This window comes from Sphingomonas oryzagri (assembly GCF_029906645.1).
Taxonomy (GTDB): domain Bacteria; phylum Pseudomonadota; class Alphaproteobacteria; order Sphingomonadales; family Sphingomonadaceae; genus Solisphingomonas; species Solisphingomonas oryzagri.
This window is the reverse complement of sequence record NZ_JARYGZ010000001.1, coordinates 2,709,123-2,727,192: the sequence shown is the minus strand read 5'-3', so window position 1 is coordinate 2,727,192 and position 18,070 is coordinate 2,709,123. Positions and strand designations below refer to the sequence as shown.

General features: G+C 69.0%; 19 protein-coding genes. 8 read left to right on the top strand and 11 right to left on the bottom strand.

What is annotated here, in order from left to right; translation table 11 throughout:
* Positions 1-9 precede the first annotated feature (9 nt).
* On the top strand, positions 10-1,002 hold the full coding sequence (dgcA, locus tag QGN17_RS13195; RefSeq protein WP_281044937.1) for an N-acetyl-D-Glu racemase DgcA: 993 nt from the start codon (positions 10-12) through the stop codon (positions 1,000-1,002).
* Between the two features lie 82 nt (positions 1,003-1,084).
* Here dgcA and QGN17_RS13190 read toward each other — a convergent pair whose 3' ends face one another.
* From QGN17_RS13190 to QGN17_RS13165, 6 genes are read right to left on the bottom strand one after another with little or no spacing between them, the layout of a single operon-like run.
* Positions 1,085-1,378: an HNH endonuclease gene (locus QGN17_RS13190; protein WP_281045222.1), complete on the bottom strand. Its 294-nt coding sequence runs from the start codon at positions 1,376-1,378 to the stop codon at positions 1,085-1,087.
* Positions 1,375-2,535: a mechanosensitive ion channel family protein gene (locus QGN17_RS13185; RefSeq protein ID WP_281044936.1), complete on the bottom strand. Its 1,161-nt coding sequence runs from the start codon at positions 2,533-2,535 to the stop codon at positions 1,375-1,377. Before QGN17_RS13185 ends, QGN17_RS13190 begins: the two co-directional genes overlap by 4 nt.
* Positions 2,535-3,563: a DNA topoisomerase IB gene (locus tag QGN17_RS13180; RefSeq protein ID WP_281044935.1), complete on the bottom strand. Its 1,029-nt coding sequence runs from the start codon at positions 3,561-3,563 to the stop codon at positions 2,535-2,537. The genes QGN17_RS13185 and QGN17_RS13180 overlap by 1 nt, the downstream gene beginning before the upstream one ends.
* Positions 3,564-3,607: 44 nt before the next feature.
* On the bottom strand, positions 3,608-4,741 hold the full coding sequence (locus QGN17_RS13175; protein ID WP_281044934.1) for an acyltransferase family protein: 1,134 nt from the start codon (positions 4,739-4,741) through the stop codon (positions 3,608-3,610).
* A complete protein-coding gene (locus tag QGN17_RS13170) occupies positions 4,738-6,090 on the bottom strand; it encodes a putative O-glycosylation ligase, exosortase A system-associated (RefSeq protein WP_281044933.1) in 1,353 nt (450 codons plus the stop codon). Before QGN17_RS13170 ends, QGN17_RS13175 begins: the two co-directional genes overlap by 4 nt.
* Positions 6,083-6,217: a hypothetical protein gene (locus QGN17_RS13165; RefSeq protein WP_281044932.1), complete on the bottom strand. Its 135-nt coding sequence runs from the start codon at positions 6,215-6,217 to the stop codon at positions 6,083-6,085. Before QGN17_RS13165 ends, QGN17_RS13170 begins: the two co-directional genes overlap by 8 nt.
* Before the next feature lie 125 nt (positions 6,218-6,342).
* Between QGN17_RS13165 and QGN17_RS13160 the strand changes: the two genes are divergently transcribed.
* From QGN17_RS13160 to QGN17_RS13150, 3 genes are all read left to right on the top strand, one after another.
* Positions 6,343-6,600 carry a hypothetical protein gene (locus tag QGN17_RS13160; RefSeq protein WP_281044931.1) on the top strand — a complete coding sequence of 86 codons (258 nt, stop codon included), beginning with the start codon at positions 6,343-6,345 and terminating at the stop codon, positions 6,598-6,600.
* Positions 6,601-6,680: 80 nt separating this feature from the next.
* Positions 6,681-7,925: a TIGR04063 family PEP-CTERM/XrtA system glycosyltransferase gene (locus QGN17_RS13155; protein ID WP_281045221.1), complete on the top strand. Its 1,245-nt coding sequence runs from the start codon at positions 6,681-6,683 to the stop codon at positions 7,923-7,925.
* Between the two features lie 19 nt (positions 7,926-7,944).
* Positions 7,945-8,718, top strand: coding sequence for a hypothetical protein (locus QGN17_RS13150; protein ID WP_281044930.1), 774 nt, complete (start codon positions 7,945-7,947; stop codon positions 8,716-8,718).
* Here QGN17_RS13150 and QGN17_RS13145 read toward each other — a convergent pair.
* Together QGN17_RS13145 and QGN17_RS13140 are read right to left on the bottom strand one after the other, a co-directional pair.
* Positions 8,690-9,040, bottom strand: a complete 351-nt coding sequence (locus QGN17_RS13145) for a hypothetical protein (protein WP_281044929.1) — start codon at positions 9,038-9,040, stop codon at positions 8,690-8,692. The two genes, QGN17_RS13150 and QGN17_RS13145, sit on opposite strands and share 29 nt — an antisense overlap.
* Positions 9,037-9,231 carry a hypothetical protein gene (locus tag QGN17_RS13140; RefSeq protein ID WP_022689311.1) on the bottom strand — a complete coding sequence of 65 codons (195 nt, stop codon included), beginning with the start codon at positions 9,229-9,231 and terminating at the stop codon, positions 9,037-9,039. The genes QGN17_RS13145 and QGN17_RS13140 overlap by 4 nt, the downstream gene beginning before the upstream one ends.
* 104 nt (positions 9,232-9,335) lie before the next feature.
* Between QGN17_RS13140 and QGN17_RS13135 the strand changes: the two genes are divergently transcribed.
* Positions 9,336-9,983, top strand: coding sequence for a S24 family peptidase (locus tag QGN17_RS13135; RefSeq protein ID WP_281044928.1), 648 nt, complete (start codon positions 9,336-9,338; stop codon positions 9,981-9,983).
* Here QGN17_RS13135 and QGN17_RS13130 read toward each other — a convergent pair.
* Positions 9,980-10,159 carry a hypothetical protein gene (locus QGN17_RS13130; protein WP_281044927.1) on the bottom strand — a complete coding sequence of 60 codons (180 nt, stop codon included), beginning with the start codon at positions 10,157-10,159 and terminating at the stop codon, positions 9,980-9,982. The two genes, QGN17_RS13135 and QGN17_RS13130, sit on opposite strands and share 4 nt — an antisense overlap.
* 130 nt (positions 10,160-10,289) lie before the next feature.
* Here QGN17_RS13130 and QGN17_RS13125 point away from each other — a divergent pair, with 130 nt between their 5' ends.
* The 3 genes from QGN17_RS13125 (at position 10,290) to QGN17_RS13115 (ending at position 16,911) form a co-directional block, all read left to right on the top strand.
* Entirely contained in the window at positions 10,290-10,505 is a 216-nt protein-coding gene (locus tag QGN17_RS13125) for a hypothetical protein (protein ID WP_281044926.1), read from the top strand.
* Between the two features lie 68 nt (positions 10,506-10,573).
* Positions 10,574-12,715 (top strand): autotransporter assembly complex protein TamA, encoded by a 2,142-nt coding sequence (locus QGN17_RS13120; protein WP_449325352.1) that lies wholly within the window; start codon positions 10,574-10,576, stop codon positions 12,713-12,715.
* The gene (locus QGN17_RS13115; protein WP_281044924.1) at positions 12,715-16,911 is read left to right on the top strand and encodes a translocation/assembly module TamB domain-containing protein; all 4,197 of its coding nucleotides are present in this window, start codon (positions 12,715-12,717) and stop codon (positions 16,909-16,911) included. The genes QGN17_RS13120 and QGN17_RS13115 overlap by 1 nt, the downstream gene beginning before the upstream one ends.
* On the opposite strand, the gene QGN17_RS13110 is transcribed toward QGN17_RS13115, so the two are convergent.
* Together QGN17_RS13110 and QGN17_RS13105 are read right to left on the bottom strand one after the other, a co-directional pair.
* Positions 16,905-17,090, bottom strand: coding sequence for a DUF1289 domain-containing protein (locus tag QGN17_RS13110; protein ID WP_281044923.1), 186 nt, complete (start codon positions 17,088-17,090; stop codon positions 16,905-16,907). The two genes, QGN17_RS13115 and QGN17_RS13110, sit on opposite strands and share 7 nt — an antisense overlap.
* Positions 17,087-18,034: a phosphatase PAP2 family protein gene (locus QGN17_RS13105; RefSeq protein WP_281044922.1), complete on the bottom strand. Its 948-nt coding sequence runs from the start codon at positions 18,032-18,034 to the stop codon at positions 17,087-17,089. The genes QGN17_RS13110 and QGN17_RS13105 overlap by 4 nt, the downstream gene beginning before the upstream one ends.
* Between the last annotated feature and the right edge of the window lie 36 nt (positions 18,035-18,070).

Below are 18,070 nucleotides of genomic sequence, written 5' to 3'. Positions count from 1 at the left end.
GAGAGAATTATGTCCGTTCCCGTGCGCCTTGCGGCGCGGATCGAGCGCTGGCCCACCGCCGGCGCCTTCGTCATCTCCCGCGGCGCCAAGACCGAGGTGGATGTCGTGGTGGCCACCGTCGCCGAGGGGGAATGGCGCGGGCGCGGCGAGGCGACCGCCATCTATTATCATGGCGAAACCGCCGAGAGCGTGCGCGACCAGATCCTCGAGATGACCGGCGCCATCGCGGAGGGAGCCAGCCGCGCCGACCTGCTCACGCTGATGCCGCGCGGCGCCGCGCGCAACGCGATCGACACCGCCTTGTGGGAGCTGGACGCCAAGCGCTGTGGCATCCCGGTCTGGCGGCTGGCGCAGCTGGAGGAGCCGAAGCCGGTCGTCACCGCCTACACGATCTCGCTGGCCGATCCGGAGGCGATGGAGGCCGCCGCGCGCGCCACCGCCGGCAAATATCCGCTGCTCAAGCTCAAGCTGGCGGGCGAGGGCGATACCGATCGCGTCGCGGCGGTGCGGCGCGGCGCGCCCGAGGCGCGGCTGGTGGTCGACGCCAACGAAGCGTGGACCGGCCGCGACGTGGTCGCTGAGGCCGAGGCGTTGATGCCCTATGGCGTCGAGCTGATCGAGCAGCCGGTGAAGGCCGGCGAGGATCATCTGCTCGACGGGCTGGTCTCGCCGATCCCGCTCTGCGCCGACGAAAGCTGCCAGGATCGCGCCGATCTGGAACGCTGCATCGGCCGCTATCAGGCGGTGAACGTCAAGCTCGACAAGGCCGGCGGGCTGACCGAGTCGCTCGCTCTGTGCCGCGATGCGCGGGCGGCGGGGATGAAGCTGATGGTCGGCTGCATGTTGTCCACCTCGCTCGGCGTCGCCCCCGCCTTTCTTGCCGCGCAGGGGGCGGAGTGGGCCGATCTCGATGGCCCGCTGCTGCTCGCGCGCGATCGGCCCGACGGCTTCCGGTTCGAACGCGGCCGGATGTTCAACGCGCAGGGGACGCTCTGGGGTTAAACTCTCCCCTCCCTGAAAGGGAGGGGGCGGGGGTGGGTTCGCCTGGGGCGGGCGCGACCTCGATCCGGAGACGAACCCACCCCTAGCCCCTCCCTTTCAGGGAGGGGGATCCGCCCCGCGTCGGCGCGTGGAAATCGGGCGCCTTGTTCGCGATCCACTTGAGGAAGCGCGCCATCTCCGGGTTTTCCCGCAGCGCATCCAGCGTCGGGTAAAGCCGCGCGAGTTCCTTGTTGTCGGCCGTCGCGTGGATCGCGCGGTGGCAGATCGGGTGGAGCGGCACGGTCTCCCGTCCGCCCCGGCTCTTGGGGATGACGTGGTGCCATTCTACCCGCCGGCCGAGCGGACGGTGGCAGAGCGCGCAACGCTGCTCGTTCAGGCGCCCTTTCCTTCCGCATAGGGCATGATCAGCGTCCCGTCGGGCGCGGCGGTGTAGGTCGTCTGGGTGGGGTAGGCGAGGCCGATGCCCTCGGCGGCGAAGCGCTCCATGATCCGCACCATGATCCGGTCGCGCACCGCGTGCGTCGCCGGCCAGTCGTTGCCCGGCGTATCGAACTGGAAGGCGAAATCGAGCGAGCTTGCGCCGAAATCGTCGAAGCTGGCGCGCGCCACCTTCACGTCCTCCGCCTCGCCCAGCTCACGCAGGATGGCGGGGATGCGCGCCAGCGTATCGGGCTTGGTCTCGTACGTGACGCTCAGCGTGAAGGCGATGCGGATGTGGTCGCGGCCCGACACGTTGAGGATCTCGTTGTCGGTCAGCTTCTTGTTCGAGATGACGCGCAACTCGCCGGTGAAGGCGCGGATGCGGGTGGATTTCAGGCCGATCGCCACCACCGTGCCGCTGCTCGATCCGTAGGAGATGTTGTCGCCGACGCGGAACGGCCGGTCGAACAGGATGGAGAGTCCCGCGAAGAGGTCCGCGAAGATGCCCTGCGCCGCCAGACCGATGGCGATGCCGCCGATGCCGAGGCCGGCGATCAATCCCGCGACGTTGACGCCGAGATTGCCCAGCACCAGCACCAGCGCGACGGCGAACAGCGTGAAGGTGATGAGGAAGCGGATGATTCCCATCGCCGATCCGAGCGAACTGACGTGGTCGGCATCGCCCAGCCCGGCGCGATGCTCGATGAAGCCCAGCGCCAGCTCGCGCGCCCATACCGCCGCCTGGAAGGTGAGGCCGATGGTGAACAGGAAGCCGATCGTCTTGTCGAGCAGCGGCGGCGCGTCGGCATAGCCATCCACCAGCCGCGCCGCGACGATGACGAGGAACCAGAAGCTCGTCTTGACCGCCATCCGGCCGATGATGGTGCGCCAGCCGACCAGCGCCTCCTTCTCCCGGCAGAGCCGCTGGAGGAATTTCTGCGCGGCGAGCAGCACGGCGACGATCGCGACGCCGATCGCCAGCGCGATGACGATGCGCAGCGAATTGGCCTGCAGCCAGGTGGCGGTTTCGGTCACCAGCGCCTGGCCCTGGCCGGCGAGATCCTGCGGAGGGGTGAAAACGTGGTCGGGAACGCTGACCTTGGCGTTGGCCATCAAGCTGCCTTTCGCTTGCGGGTCTTGGACATGCCCGTCTCGGACAGGGCATCGAGGAAGGCGATCAGCCCTCGCTCGGCGGGATCGAGCCACCGGGTGGCTCGCGGCAGCCTTACCGGCGCCTGGCCCTTGAGGCCACCCGCCTTGGCCAGATCGCACAGGGCCGGATGGACGTAGGATTTGCGGCTGATCGCCGGCGTGTTGCCCAGCGCTGCGGCCACCGGTTCCAGCATCGCCTTGATGCCGATGCCGTTGGTGCTCGCTTCCACGATCGCGCGATAGGCGATCACGCTCGCCGCCCAGGTGCGGAAATGCTTGGCGGTGAACTCGCCGCCGGTTGCCTCGCGGATGTAATCGTTGACGTCGGTGGAGGTGACGGCGCGGCGTTCGCCCTCGCCGTCGAGATACTGGAAGAGCTGCTGGCCGGGCAGATCCTGGCAGCGCTTGACGATGGTGGAGAGGCGCCGATCCTCGATCGTCAGTTCCTGCATCTTGCCGGACTTGCCCTTGTAGCAGAGCCTGAGCTTCGCCCCGCGCACGGCGGCGTGGCGGGTGCGCAAGGTCGTGGCACCAAACGAGCCGTTCTCCCTGGCGTATGTCTCGTTGCCGACGCGGACGTGGCCGAGATCGAGCAGCCGCACCACGGCGGCGACGGCGGTGCGCTTGTCGAGCTTGCGGTGCGCGAGGTCGCTTTCCACCTGCCGGCGGATCAGCGGCAGCATCCGGCCGAAATCGGCGCAGCCGGCATATTTCTCCGCCTCCTGCCGCGCGCGAAAATCGGGGTGGTAGCGATATTGCTTGCGGCCCTTGTCGTCATAGCCGATCGCCTGGATGTGGCCATCCGCCGAGGGGCAGAACCAGCAGTCGCGATAGGCCGGCGGCATGCCGACCGCGTTCAGCCGGTCGATCTCGTCGCGATCGGTGATGCGGTCGCCGTGCGCGTCGGTATAGGCCCAGCCCCGGCCGGACTTGCGGCGGGTGATGCCGGGCAGATCGTCATCGACGTATGTGAGCTTGGGATTCGCCATGCCCGGCCAACGCGACGGCGCGTGGCGGGGTTCCGAAAGCCCTTCTACCCGTTCGCACTGAGCGAAGTCGAAGTGCGTGCAGCAGGCGCGGCGCTTGCGGCCTGTCCTTCGACAGGCTCAGGACGAACGGTGTGGCTCTTCCAGCGTTTGAGCAGCCACTTTTGCGCGGGCCGCTCCACCCCATGATACAGCACGGCCGAGGCCGCCAGCACCAGCAGCAGATAGAATCCGATCACCCACGGCGCGGCATCGTGCTCGTCCTTCACCAGCACCAGCTTCACCGCGAAGAAGAGCAGAAAGTGCGACAGGTAGGTTGCGTAGCTGATCTCGCCGAGCCAGTGGATCGCGCGGCCCGAAAGCGGATGCCGCGACCGTTCCGCACCAAGCGCGAGGGCCAGCAGCAACGTCGCCGAGGCGAAGGGGAAGGCGATCGTCTCCGGCGCGCCGAACGCCCAGGCGGCGAGCGCCGCGACGCCTGCGATCGCGCAGCCGATCCCGGCGCGCGCATCGCCTCGCCAGCGCTTCCACAGCGCGCAGACCATCGTCCCGCAGGCGAACTCGGTAAGGCAGCGCAGCAGGCCGAAGCGGGGGATGTCGGCGCCGAGCGTGGGATTGCCGGTCGCGTGCAGGATCGCGAACAGCACGAGCAGCGGTACCAGCGCCGCGCTCGCCAGCGCCGCGGTCGGCGGGCGGCGCGCCGGCACCGCCAGCGCCGCGATCGGCAGCAGCAGATAGCCGGCCCATTCGCAACTGATCGACCAGGCCGGGTCGTTCCAGCTGAGCTTATGGGTGAAGCCCCAATTCTGCACCAGCGCGACGTGGAGCGGCAATTCGGCGAACGGGAAGTTCCACGCCGGCCGCCCCGTCACGACCAGCAGCGCCGCCAGCGCCAGCGCGAACAGCAGCATCGCGGCGTGCAGCGGCCAGATCCGCGCGACGCGCCGCACGAGGAAATCCGCCGCCGCGCGGCGGCCCTGCAGCCGCTCGCCATAGTTCAGCCAGATCACGAAGCCCGAGAGCAGGAAGAACACGTCCACCGCCAGATAGCCCTTGGCGAGGACATGGATCACCGGCAGCGGCAGCCAGCCGAGGCAGGCCAGCCGGATATGATAGAGCACCACCGCCCAGGCGAAGAGGCCGCGGATCGAGGTGAGCGGCCGCAGTTCCGGCCGGTTCACGCGGGAACCGCCTGCATCGTCTGCGCGGTCTGCCCCATCGGCGGCTTCGCCTTCAGCGGGCGGGTGCGCCTGACGTAGCTGTCCAGCCCGATCTCGCAGGCGATCATCATGTAGACGAAGGGCTGGAAGGCGATGCCGATGAACAGCGAGCCGACCAGATAGATGATGTGCCCGTGCTGGAGCGCGGTCGCCAGTGGGGCGATCCACTGCTCGTCGTCGGCCGTCGCCTTGCGGAAGCGCCGCCGCAGCATTTCCAGCCGGATCAGGCTGCCGAGATGGAGCGCCGCCCACATGAAGAAGCCCGGAAAGCCCTGCTCGCCCAGCATCTCGAAATAAGCGGAGTGGAAGGCGCGTGCCTTGTCATATTCGACCTGGTTGTTGATCGGCTGGCCGCGCGCATCCTTCAGCTCGATCTTGATGTGATTGCCCAGATAGGCGTTGAAGCCGCCGCCCGCCGGATGATCCTGCACGTAATTCCACGTCCAGCCCCACACCGCGACGCGGGTCGAGGCCGATTCGTCGGCCTGATAGCCCTGGATGGTGTGCATCCGCTGGGTGTAGCTCGCCGGCAGGAAGGGGATCGCCACCATCACCGCCAGCCCCATGCCGGCGAGATAGAGGAAGCGTCGGTTCGAATCGCGCAGCCCCAGCAGCGCGACGAGGCCGATGCAGATCAGGCCGGTGCGCGTGACGGTGCCGATCGGGATCAGAAGGCAGGCGAACACCAGAGCGATCGAATAGAGCCGCACCTTCCAGTCGCGCGGGAAGACGGTGCCGTATTTGGCGAGGAACAGGATGGTCGGGATGATCGCGATCGCCACCGTCGAGATGGTCGAACCCTCGTAGAGGCCGCTGTTATCGGACAGGCCGAGGTTCAGCGTGCCGTATCCGCCGCCGCCGATCATCGTCTTGATCCCGCCCGTCACGATGATCGACGAGGCGGATAGCACCATGAACAGCAGCAGCCCTTCGATGCGCAGGCGGGTGCGCAGCGTGAAGGGCAGGAAGATCGCGAAGATCAAGGCCTTCCATACCCAGTCCCACTTCTCCGCCGCCGCGGCGGGAAAGTCGGCGGTGAGCGTGGTATAGCCGCACCAGAGGAGCAGGAGGATCAGCAGCACCTGCCGCCCGGCGAGCCGCGTGCCCTTCTTGTCGTCGACGCCCAAGAACCCGCCCAGCGCCAGCACGAAGAAGATCAGCGACACCGGGATCGCATTGAGCATGTAGTAGGACAGCCGCTGCGGCGACACGATGTCGACATAGGCATAGCCGAGCACGAAGATGAAGGGCTTGCGAAAGCCCAGCAGGATCAGCGCGCCGATGAAGCCCACCAGGGCCAGATCATGCATCGGGCTTCTGCCCCCACACGATCTTGCGGTCGCCCCCGTCGTTGTCGAGATCCTTGCGCTTGAACAGCCGCCAGGCGGTGAGCGCCAGCAGCGCGTGGGCGAGCGCGAGCGCGAATGTGTCGATCATCGCCCTGTCACCCTTGCCCGCGCTGCGAAACCTGCCGGACCGGACCTAGCGCGCTCCGGTTGATGTCGCGTTAAACCTGTTCAGGTGCTTGGCCCATCGCGCGACAAGGGTGTATGGGAAAAATCATGGCCGCTCCGATCGTCGCCCTGCTCCTGAGCATCCAGGTGCCCGTGCTGGTGCCCGATGCGCCGCCTGCCGCATCCGTCACAAAGGACGGCAAGGTGCCGCCGGGCATGGCCTATGATCCGATCACCGGTACGACGGTGCCGATCATCGGCTGGAAGGCGCCGCCCCAGAGCCAGCCGGGTTTGCCGCCCGCAGGCACCAAGCTGCGCTACAACCGCATCGGCCAGAAGATCGGCGAGGTGCCGGTACGCCGCTGAGCCGTCGCATAACGGCGTGTTAAGCCTCGCCATGTCATGAGCGTCCGACACGTCCCGCATCGGGACAGGTGGGACTCATGATGCGGATTCTCCACATCCTCGATCACTCGCTGCCTTTGCACAGCGGCTACACCTTCCGCACGCGCGCGATCCTGAAGGCGCAACAGGCGCTGGGGCTGGAAGTGGCCGGCGTCACCGGCGCGCGCCACGTCCGGCAGGCCGATACGCAGGAAGGTGCGTGGGAAGAGCATGACGGGCTGCGCTTCTTCCGGGGCGGGAACACGCCGGAGGGCAGGCCCGTGCTCTCCGAAATCCGCGAGGTCCGCGCCTTCAGCCATGCGATCCTGCAGGCGGCCGAGCAATTCCGGCCGGACGTGCTGCACGCCCATTCGCCGGTGCTCACCGCGCTCGCCGCGCGTGTCGCGGCGAAGCGGCTCGGCCTGCCTCTGGTCTACGAGATCCGGGCCTTCTGGGAGGATGCGGCGGTCGGCAACGGCACCGGCACCGAAGGATCGCTCCGCTACCGCGCGACCAAGGCGCTGGAGACGTGGGCGGTGCGGAAGGCCGATGCCGTCGCGGTGATCTGCGAGGGCTTGCGCGGTGATCTGATCGCGCGCGGCATATCGGCGGACAAGATCATGGTGTCTCCCAACGGCGTCGATCTCGGCCTGTTTGGCGATCCGCCGCCGCCCGACGAGACTTTGCGCTCGAAACTGGGCCTCGCCGGTGCCGAGGTCGTCGGCTTCATCGGCTCTTTCTACGATTATGAGGGCATCGACGATCTGATCGCGGCGATGCCGGCGCTGGTCGCGGCGCGCCCGCAGGCGCACCTGTTGCTGGTCGGCGGCGGCCCCCGCGCCGATGCGCTGAAGGCGCAGGCGGAGGCGTCTACGGTCGCCGACCGCATCCACTTCGTCGGCCGCGTGCCGCATTCGGAGGTGGAGCGCTATTACAGCCTGATCGACATACTCTGCTATCCGCGCAAGAAGATGCGGCTGACCGATCTGGTGACGCCGCTGAAGCCGCTGGAGGCGATGGCGCAGCGCCGCCTCGTCGCCGCATCGGACATCGGCGGTCATCGCGAGCTGATCCGCGACGGTGAGACGGGCACGCTGTTCGCGCCGGACGATCCGGCCGCGATCGCCACCGCCCTGGCAGGGCTGTTCGCCGATCGCGCGCAGTGGGAAGGGCGCCGCGAAGCCGGCCGCCGCTTCGTCGAGGAGGAGCGGGACTGGGCATCGAACGCGAAACGTTATCTTCCTGTTTACCAAAGAGTGGCACGGAAAAGCACGGTTTCCGCTATTATGGTTCCTGCGGGAGCCTGAGAGGCACGGACGTAAGGGCATGACGACGCAGATCCTTCGCACGATCGACCGCTGGCGGTTCGAGACTCCGCTCGCCGTGGGCCTGGGTGCCGCGGCGGGTTTCGTGGCGCTTTCCGCACCGGCGCAGCTCTTCGCACAGGTGCCGGTGGCGGGTGACATGGGCACCGCCGGCCGCGCCATCGTCGCGGTGTTGCTCGCGGCCGTCGCGGGCGGCGCGGGCTATATCGCGATGCGCAAGCCGGTGAAACCGGAGCCGGAGCCGGTCGACCCCTTCGCCGACATGCCCGAGGAGGAACGCCCGTCGGGGATGCCGGCCGAGCGCTTCGCCCGCTTCCGCCGCGCCGATGCGCATCCGGATGCGCCGCCGCGCGAGCCGATCCACGCCAGCCGCGATCTCGGCGAGCCGTTCATGGATGTTGCCGCCGCCGCGCCGGGCGCCAAGCCGGAGGCCGATGCCGACGAGCAATGGTGGCCGGACAGCACGATTCCCGACGGCGACTATGTCGAACTGCCCGAAGACGTCGTGGTCCAGCCGGAGCCGGTCACAGCCGAAGCGTCTGTCGCCGAACCCGAAGTCGTGGCGGTCGAGCCGGCGCCGGTGGCTGTCGTTGCCGAGACTGTCGCTGCCGAAGCGCCGGTCGCCTCGCGCCCCGGCCACACCAGCATCTCCGCGATGATGGAGCGTCTCTCCGCCGGGCTGGAGCGCCGCGCCACCGTGCCGCCGCGCGATCCAGGTCCGGCGCTCCGCAACGCGCTGGCCGAACTCAACCGGCTCGCCGAGCGACGCGACTGATTTCCTCGACCGCGTCGTCGATGGTCAGCGCCTCGATCGCGACGATCACCGTCTCGCCCTCCAGCCGACCGGTCACCTGAAGGTCGGCGACGAAGCCGCGCGGGATCGGCAGGTCGGCCTCGGGCAAGGTCGCTGCCATTTGCGCGGCCCGCGCGGCCGCATCCTCCCCTTCGAGCCGGATCGCGATGCGATGGCGCGCGCCATCGAACAGGCCGCTCGCCCAGGCGCGGCTGGTCGCGGCGACCGTCACGAACGGCCCGGCATGGGGCAGGAGCGCGGCGAGCAGGGCATCGCGCGGGCGGGTTGCGAACATATGGGTCATCGGGCCATCTCCTCCTGGGCGTCGAGCCATGCGTGGATGCGGCGTTCGGTCGCGATGCGCGGCTCGCGGCCGTTGCGCAGATCGTGGACGAAGCGCGGATCGCCCACGACGCAGCGCCCGAAGGTCGACGGGCTGGTCCCCGTCAGCCGCAAATGGCGCTGGATTCGCGTGAGCAAATGCCTGGGCTGCATGGAAAATCCGGCCTCCTCCGGCGACTCGACGAACGCTGCTTTGATCTTGTTTTGTTCTTTAAATCCTACTTGTCTAGGATTTTTCCTATCGGTATGCTCGTCTCATGGTCGAAGACGTGCCTCCGGACGATCCGCGTGCGGTGCTCGATCGCCTGATCCGCGAACGGGGGGAGGATTGCGCCTCGCTCTCCCGGCTGATCGGCCGCAATCCGGCCTATGTGCAGCAGTTCATCCGGCGCGGCTCTCCGCGTCGCCTGGCGGAGCCCGACCGGGCGCGGCTGGCCCGCTATTTCGGCGTGCCAGAGACATGGCTGGGGGCGCAGGCGCGACAGATGCCCGACCGGCCGGCGCTGCTCACCGTGCCGGTGCTCGATACCGCCGCGTCAGCCGGTCCGGGCGCGTTCGGTGACGACCGGCGGTCGGCGGCGGGCCTCGGCTTCTCGGAAGGCTGGCTCCGGCGCCTGCGCCGCCATGGCGGGACCGACGGGCTGTCGGTGATCGGCGTGCGCGGCGATTCGATGGTCCCGACATTGGCCGATGGCGACGAGATCCTCGTCGACGAGACCGACCGCGAACGGCTGCGCGACGGCATCTACGTGCTGCGCGTCGATGGCGCGCTGATGGTCAAGCGGCTGGTGCGGGAGGGCGACGGCTTCGCGGTGAGGAGCGACAATCCGCGCGCCGATCCGGTCGATCTGGCGGGCGGCGTCGATGTGGTCGGCCGGGTGCTCTGGGCGGGCCGGCGGCTTTAGCGGCCGGCGCGCGACCGGTCCCTGAGCCACAGCGCCACCGACACGGCGACGCCAACGGCCAGTCCTACGAGCAGCCCGATGCTCGGCTGGCCCATCAGCCCCCCGCCGATCGTGCCGACGAGGATGGCGACGGCGAGGATGAAGCCGCCTGCGCGCGGTGCGGGACGATCTGCCATGCCGGGCGTCTGCCATGCCGCGCGGTTCCGCGCCAGCCCCTCATGGTACCCGCCATGTTTACCCTTTCCCTTGGCAGCCGCCTTAACGGGCCGGGGGGTAGGAGCGTGCCCGGTCCAGGGTGGAGGTTGCGTGCTCGAATCCATGCATTTCGTGATCGATCGCGAAGCCTATGATGGCGCCGAGCAACTCATCGCGAGCTGCGGCGAGGCCGCACTGGCCGAGGCCGCCGCGCGCGCCGAGCGCAGCCGCGATCTCGGCAACCATATCCATTACACCCGCTGGTGCCGGGTCGGCCGCGTGATCCTGCTGCTCGGCGATCCCGAGAGCGCGGGCACGCTGCACTAAGCCGAAAGGCCAGCTTCGCGCGCTTATCCGCGCTGGCATCGGACTCCGGCCCGCGCTAGGGTCCGGCCATGTTGCCTGCCGCCTCGCGGACCCGCGCCTCGCGCGCCTGTGCCGCGATCGTTCTTCTTGCCTGCCCCGTTGCGGCCCGCGGACAGGATGCGGCGCCCGCCCAGGTGAGCGATCCGGGCGCACTCGATCCCAATTCGCCGATGGCGGCGATGCCCGACATGGGCGTCGACTGGCCCGATCTGGCTCAACCCGATGCGCCGCTCGGCCAGCTTCCGAGCGCACCCGGCGACCTGCCGTTGCTGACCCCGGCGGCGCCCGATCTCGCCCCCAAGAGCAAGGATGCGAAGAAGCAGGCCAAGGTTGCCCAGACCACCGAGGCGACCGGCGAGCGCCGCTACGCGCTCACCATCGATGGCCTGTCGGGCGTGCCCGACGCCGGCGAGATCAAGAGCCGGTTCGACGCGCTCTCCTCGCTCCAGCAGGCGGCCGGGAAGCCGGCCAACGTCGCCCAGATCGATCGCCGCGCGCGCGAGGATTCCGGGCTGTTGCGCGATTTGCTGCGCGCCTACGGCTATTACGATGCGGAGGTGGATGCCCGCGTCGGCAATCTCGCTGCGCCGACGACCAGCGGCGACACCCGCCTCGCCGTGACGATGGCGGTGGAGGTGGGGCCGCTCTATCGCTTCGCCAGCATCGCGCTGAACGGCGTCGCGCAGACCGGGGCGGACAGCGTTGCGCTGGTCCGCGCCTTCGCGGTGCGCAAGGGCGACGCGGTCAATGCCGACAAGGTGACAGCGGGCGTCGCGGCGCTGAAGGCCGCGCTCGGCACCAACGGCTACGCCTTCGCCACCGTTTCCGATCCCGATGTCACCGTCGATCACGCTACGCACGAGGCGACGCTGGCGCTGACGGTCGATCCGGGCGACAAGATGCGCTTCGGCGCCTTCCACATCTCGGGCACCAAGTTCGTGTTCGGTGCCAAGCACGTTCAGCTGCTGTCGCGCCTGCATCCCGGCGACGTCTACGACACCGATCGCATCGAGGATCTGCGCCGCGCGCTGATCCAGACCGGGCTCGTCTCGGTCGCGCAGATCACGCCGGTGCGCACAGCCGATCCGAAGGTGGTCGATCTCGACGTGCATCTGGAGCGCGCGCCTCCGCGCACGATCGCGGGCACGCTGGGCTACGTCCAGGGATCGCGCATCACCGCGGGGCAGCTCGGCTATCTGAGCACGGAGACGGTGAGCACGCTCGGCTACGGCACCGGGCAGGGCGTCACCGCCGAGGTGGACTGGACGCACCGCAACCTGTTCCCGCCCGAAGGCAGCCTGACCCTGCGCGGCCTGCTCGGCACGCAGGAACAGCTCGCCTCCGCGATCTTCCGCCGCAACAACTTCCGCACGCGCGACCAGGCGCTGATCACGCAGTTCACGCTCGATCACCTCAACGTGCCGGCCTTCGCGGCGAAGACCGCCAGCCTCGCCGCCAGCATCGAGCGCCAGACCAACATCATCTGGCAGAAGAAATGGACCTATGCCTATGGCGTCGAGCTGGTCGCGTCGGACGAGCGCGACGAGATCCTGGCGACCGGCGAGCCGCGCCGCGCGACTTACTATGTCGGCGCGATCCCGCTCAGCCTGTCCTACGACGGATCGGACGACCTGCTGAACCCGACGCGCGGCTATCGCCTGTCGGCCCACGTCTCGCCGGAAATCTCGTTCCGCGGCAAGGCGTTCGAATATGTCCGCCTCCAGCTTGACGGATCGGCCTACCAGCCAGTCGGCCGGGTCGTCTTCGCCGAGCGGATCCGGCTCGGCTCGATCCAGGGGGCGAGCGCCGGATCGATCGCGCCGACGCGGCGTTTCTATTCGGGCGGCGGCGGATCGGTGCGCGGCTTCGGATACCAGAAGATCGGCCCGCGCGATCCGAATAACGATCCGGTCGGCGGCGCCAGCGTCGCAGAGTTCGGGCTGGAGGCGCGCATCCGCTTCGGCAATTTCGGCATCGTGCCCTTCCTCGACGGCGGCAATCTCTATTCGGGATCGGTGCCCAAGTTCACCGGCCTGCATTACGGCACCGGCCTTGGCGTGCGCTATTACACCAGCTTCGGGCCGGTCCGCGTCGATGTCGGCACACCGATCAACCGCGAGAAAGGCGACAGCCGCGTCGCCGTCTATGTGTCGCTGGGGCAGGCGTTCTGATGGCGGAGGACACCATCCCCGCCGACACACCCGAGACGCCGCCGTCCGTGCCGGCGAAGCGTGCACGCCTGCACTGGTCGCTGCGGCTGATCGGCGGGATCGTCGGGCTGCTGCTGTTCCTGGCGGCGGCGATCGGTTTCGGGGTGGATACCGACGCCGGCCACCGCTTCATCGTCGATCGTATCGGCGAGATGAAACCGTCGAGCGGGCTTCGCATCCATATCGGCCGCATCGACGGATCGATCTGGCGCCACGCGCAGATCCGCGACCTGCGCCTGTCCGACCCGCAGGGCATCTTCCTCGAGGCTCCGATCGTCGATCTCGACTGGCGGCCGACCCGCTGGCTCGCCAACCGCCTCCACGTCGATCGCCTCGCCTCCGATCTCGTCATCCTGAAGCGGTTGCCGAAGCTGCGGCCCGCCCGCCCTGGTGCCCCGATCCTGCCCGATTACCGCATCCATATCGGACAGCTCGATCTGCGGCTGCGGCTGGAGGCAGGGGTGGCCGGGCCGCAGCGTCGCCTCGTCCGCATCGTCGGCAAGGCGGATACCGGCAACCGCCGCGCGGTGATCGGCCTGCGCGGCGCCTCGTCCGCCGGTGATCGCCTGACATTCGCGCTGGATACCGAGCCGGACAAGGATCTGTTCGATCTCGACGCGCGGCTCGCCTCGCCCGGAGACGGCGTGGTTCCCGGCCTGCTCGGTTCCAAGAAGCCGATGGCGGTGGTTGTCGGCGGCGAGGGCAATTGGAGCGGATGGAAGGGGCGCGGCCTGTGGACGGTCGGTGGCCACCGCATCGGCGCGCTCATGCTCCGGCAGGACAAGGGGCATTACGCGCTGTCCGGCCGGCTGACGCTGGGGACGATCACGGGCGGCAAGGCGCAGCGGCTGACCAATCCCTCGATCCTCGTGTCGGGGGAGGCGCGCTATGCCGACCGACGGCTCGACGGATCGCTCAAGCTCGCCTCGCCGCAGGTCGCGGTGATCTCGCGCGGAGCGATCGATCTCGCGCGCGGTGCCTACGATCCGCTCAAGGTCGATGCGCTGCTCCTCCAGCCTGCCGCCCTGTTCCCCAACATGACCGGGCACGGCATCCGCATCCACGCCGAGCTGGACGGCCCGTTCAAGACCGCGCGTTTCCGCTACGACGCGACCTCGCCGCAATTCGCCTTCGACAAGACCGGCTTTGAGCAGGTGCGGGCGGAGGGCGCCGGCCATGTCGGCGGCAAGGATCTGGCGTTGCCGATCAAGCTGACTGCGCGGCGCGTCACCGGCGTGGGCGATGTGGCGGGCGGCATCCTCGCCAACATGGACATACAGGGCGTCCTCCACATCACGCCCAAGGTGCTGACCGGCGAGGGGCTGACGCTCCGCTCGGATAAGCTCAACGGCAAGGTCGCCCTGTTCGTCGATCTGGTCGGCGGCAAATATTGGGTGGACCTGTCGGGCGGGCTGCAGCGCTACCTGATCCCCGGCCTCGGCATCGTCGACGTGCTGACCGAACTGAAGGTCACACCCACCGCCGATCTCAAGCAGTCGATCGTCTCTGGTCGCGGCCGCGCCTGGGTGCGCCGGTTCGACAATGCCTTTCTGCGCTCGCTGGCCGGCGGGCTGCCGACGCTCGACACGCAGCTGACCCGCACGCCCGACGGTATCCTCCACTTCGCCAACCTCAGGCTCACCGCGGCGGCCATCACCATCACCGGCAGCGGTACGCGCCAGAAGGATGGCAGCATCCAGTTCACCGGGCAGGGCAAACAGGCGACCTACGGCACCTTCCGCCTCGGCCTCGGCGGGCAGATCGACCATCCCAAGGTGGCGCTGCTGCTCGATCGCCCGCTGGAGGCGCTGGGGCTGGATCAGGTGAAGCTCGATCTCGATCCCGTGCCGCAGGGCTTCGCGATGCAGGCGGCGGGCGGATCGACGCTCGGGCCGTTCACCGCGACAGGTACGATCGATGCGCCGCCGGGCGGCACCACCGTCATCCACATGGGCGCGCTGAACGTCAGCGGTACCACGGCGAAGGGCGATCTCCGTGCCGATCCGGGCGGCTTCACCGGGCAACTCGCGCTGGCGGGCGGCGGGCTTGGCGGGACGCTGGATTTCTCGCCGGTCGGCACGCAGCAGCGCATCGTCGGGCACATCACCGCCGATCATGCGCGGCTGGCGGGCGACTTCGACACCAGCGTGCGCAAGGGCAAGCTCGATCTCGATCTGCTGCTCGATCCCGCCGGCACCCATGTCGATGCGACGGTGGCGGCGCAGGGCCTTCGCCGCGGATCGATCTTCCTCGCCCGCCTTGCCGCCAACACGAAGCTGCGGGGCGGGATCGGCGACGTGCGCGCCTCGGTCGCCGGATCGCGGGGGCGCGCCTTCTCGTTCCAGACCGACACGCATATCGCCGCTGAAAGCTATACGGTGCGCGGGCAGGGGCAGGTCGACGGCCGGCCGGTCGCGCTGGCCACGGCCGCCGTGCTGCGCCATGTCGGCGACGCCTGGGTGATCGCACCGACCAGCCTGTCCTTCTCGGGTGGCAGCGCCACGGTGGCGGGCCGTTTCGGCACGCAGGCGACCAGCTTCGAGGCGAGCCTCGATGCCATGCCGCTTTCGGTGCTCGACATGTTCAAGCCCGGTCTCGGCCTGTCCGGGCAGGCGACTGGCCGCGTCTCCTATGCGGTGGCGGCGCCGGGCGCTCTGCCCACCGGCAAGGCCGACCTGCGCGTGCGCGGCTTGAGCCGCGCCGGACTGGTCCTCTCTTCCAAGCCGGTCGACGTGGGGCTGGCGGCGGTGATGGACGGCGGCAAGGTCGCCGCACGCGCCGTCGCGACCAGCGGCGGACAGGTGATCGGCCGCGCCCAGGCCCGGCTCTCGCCGATCGGTGGCGGCGCGACGATCGCCGACCGTCTGCTCTCGGCACCGCTCTTCGCGCAGCTGCGCTACAACGGCCCGGCCGACACGCTCTGGCGGCTCTCCGGCATCGAGACGATCGATCTTTCCGGCCCGGTCGCGATCGGTGCGGACGTCGGCGGTACGTTGCGCGATCCCTCGATCCGCGGCTCGCTGGTGACGCAGAACGCGCGGCTGGAAAGCGCGACGCTGGGCACCGTGATCGAGAAGATCCGCGCCGCCGGCCGCTTCGACGGCTCCAAGCTGCTGATCGACCAGTTCGCCGGCGCGACCCGCGACAACGGCACCCTCACTGGCCGCGCCAGCTTTGATTTCGCCGGTGCCAAGGGGCTGGGCATGGACATCGCGCTCACCGCCAACCATGCCGTGCTGCTCGCCCGCGACGATATTGGCGCCACCGTCACCGGCCCGCTCACCATCAAGTCGGATGGCAAGGGCGGCACCATCGCGGGCGACGTGAAGCTCGATCGTTCCTCCTACCGCTTCGGCAAGGCCGCGCAGCAGGGCGTGCCGCGCCTCGCGGTCAAGGAACTGAACCGCGAGGACTTCGACGACGAGGATACGCCGCTCGTCCCCTGGACGCTCGACATCAAGGCCGACGCGCGCAACCAGCTGTTCGTGCGCGGGCTGGGGCTGGACAGCGAATGGCGCGGCAAGCTGGCGATCGCGGGGTCGGTCGACAACCCGGCGATCACCGGGCGCATCGATCTCGTGCGGGGCAATTACGAATTCGCCGGGCGCCGCTTCGATCTCGATCGCGGGATCATCCGTTTCGGCGGTGGCGTGCCGGTCGATCCGGCGCTGGACATCGTGGCGAAGGCCAGCATCCAGGGGGTCAGCGCCTCGATCCAGGTCAGCGGCACCGGGCTGAAGCCCGAGATCAGCTTCACCTCGACCCCGGCGCTGCCCGAGGACGAGCTGCTATCCCGCCTGCTGTTCGGCACCTCGATCGCCAATCTCTCGGCGCCCGAGGCGTTGCAACTCGCGGCGGCGGTCAATGGCCTGCGCACCGGTGGCAAGGGCAGCCTCGATCCGATCAACGCGATCCGCAAGGTGGCGGGGCTGGATCGGCTGCGCATCGAGCCGGCCGACATCACCACCGGCCAGAAGACATCGGTCGCGGCGGGCAAATATATCGGCAAGCGGCTGTATGTGGAGCTTGTCACCGACGGGCAGGGCTATTCGGCGACGCGGCTGGAGTTTCAGGTGACGCGCTGGCTGTCGCTGCTCTCCACCATCTCGACGATCGGCCGGCAGAGCGCCAATATCCGTATCTCGAAGGATTATTGAGCGAGGCGTCGGAGGCGTTCGGGCAGGCGGGTGAGGATCGCCCGCTTCTCGGCGTCGCTGGCGCCCATCCAGCCGCCGATCTCCTCGATCTTCCGCCCGCAGCCCTCGCACCAGCCGGTGGCGCGATCGAGCCGGCAGACCTGGGTGCAGGGCGAGGGGACCATGGCCCCCTGTGTCACCGTGCGCGCAGCGACACAATCCAGTCGGGCGCTTTGATCGCCACCCAGGCGACGATCGCGCCCGCCACCACATCGATATAATAATGGCCGCCGATCGGCACCGTCGCCGCGATCATCGCGAGGTTGAGCGCCAGCATCGGCCAGCGCGCCCCGCGGATCGCCCAGAAGCCCCAGGCGAGCAGGATCGCGCCCGCCGTATGGAAGCTCGGAAATTCGACGATGCCGTCGAGCGCGGACGGGTCGAGCCGCAGCGTGTCGTGCGTGCGCAGGGCCATCAGCAGGTCGCTCCATCCGGTGCTGGCGCCGACCGACGGCACGACGTCGTGGCCGATGCCGTAATGAGCGAAAGCGCCGACGCATGGGGTGAAGACGAACACCGCGCTGATCAGGCCGAGCGCGATCGTCCAGCTCAGGATGAAGCGCGGGCAGCGCTCGATCCGGCCGGTCGCGCAGCAGAGCAGGATCAGCAGGCTGCCCTGCCATTGCAGGCTCGCATAGACCTGCGTCGCATGGTGCATCAGCGCGGAATGGCGGCCGATGGCGAGCACCGTGTCGCGCCAGTTCAGGCCGGGGAGAATGAAGCGATCGGCGGCGTCCATCCAGCCGTCTAGGAACGGCGCGTTGCTCCGTGCGGCGACGCAGGTAGCGAGGATGCCGGTGAGGCACGCAAGGTTGAGCAACGCCCAGGATTCGATCGCCGTCGCGATCCGCACCCACCCGCGCAGCCTCAGGCACGACGCGCCCCAGCCGCACAGCCCGCACACGGCGAGGAAGGCGCCGACGAGCACCGCATCGACCGACAGGCCGGTCAGCGGCATCGCGATGATCAGCACAACCCAGGCGACGCCGAGCGCGGCATAGACCGGCAGCATCCGCCGATCGAAGGCGCGGTGCGCCGTCGGTGGCGGGGTCGTCTCGAAGGCCGAGAAAGCGGGCTGCTCCATGCCCGCCGGATATCGCGGCGGGGTTAAGATTTCGGG

Bases quoted from the DNA above. Each gene is read 5' to 3' on its own strand.
- QGN17_RS13185 (WP_281044936.1), bottom strand. From the start codon at position 2,535: ATGGCCAACGCCAAGGTCAGCGTTCCCGACCACGTTTTCACCCCTCCG.
- QGN17_RS13140 (WP_022689311.1), bottom strand. From the start codon at position 9,231: ATGCAGCCCAGGCATTTGCTCACGCGAATCCAGCGCCATTTGCGGCTG.
- QGN17_RS13170 (WP_281044933.1), bottom strand. From the start codon at position 6,090: ATGCATGATCTGGCCCTGGTGGGCTTCATCGGCGCGCTGATCCTGCTG.
- QGN17_RS13120 (WP_449325352.1), top strand. From the start codon at position 10,574: ATGTTGCCTGCCGCCTCGCGGACCCGCGCCTCGCGCGCCTGTGCCGCG.
- QGN17_RS13145 (WP_281044929.1), bottom strand. From the start codon at position 9,040: ATGACCCATATGTTCGCAACCCGCCCGCGCGATGCCCTGCTCGCCGCG.
- QGN17_RS13130 (WP_281044927.1), bottom strand. From the start codon at position 10,159: ATGGCAGATCGTCCCGCACCGCGCGCAGGCGGCTTCATCCTCGCCGTC.
- QGN17_RS13180 (WP_281044935.1), bottom strand. From the start codon at position 3,563: ATGGCGAATCCCAAGCTCACATACGTCGATGACGATCTGCCCGGCATC.
- QGN17_RS13105 (WP_281044922.1), bottom strand. From the start codon at position 18,034: ATGGAGCAGCCCGCTTTCTCGGCCTTCGAGACGACCCCGCCACCGACG.
- QGN17_RS13165 (WP_281044932.1), bottom strand. From the start codon at position 6,217: ATGATCGACACATTCGCGCTCGCGCTCGCCCACGCGCTGCTGGCGCTC.
- QGN17_RS13115 (WP_281044924.1), top strand. From the start codon at position 12,715: ATGGCGGAGGACACCATCCCCGCCGACACACCCGAGACGCCGCCGTCC.
- QGN17_RS13160 (WP_281044931.1), top strand. From the start codon at position 6,343: ATGGCCGCTCCGATCGTCGCCCTGCTCCTGAGCATCCAGGTGCCCGTG.
- QGN17_RS13150 (WP_281044930.1), top strand. From the start codon at position 7,945: ATGACGACGCAGATCCTTCGCACGATCGACCGCTGGCGGTTCGAGACT.
- dgcA (WP_281044937.1), top strand. From the start codon at position 10: ATGTCCGTTCCCGTGCGCCTTGCGGCGCGGATCGAGCGCTGGCCCACC.
- QGN17_RS13155 (WP_281045221.1), top strand. From the start codon at position 6,681: ATGCGGATTCTCCACATCCTCGATCACTCGCTGCCTTTGCACAGCGGC.
- QGN17_RS13135 (WP_281044928.1), top strand. From the start codon at position 9,336: ATGGTCGAAGACGTGCCTCCGGACGATCCGCGTGCGGTGCTCGATCGC.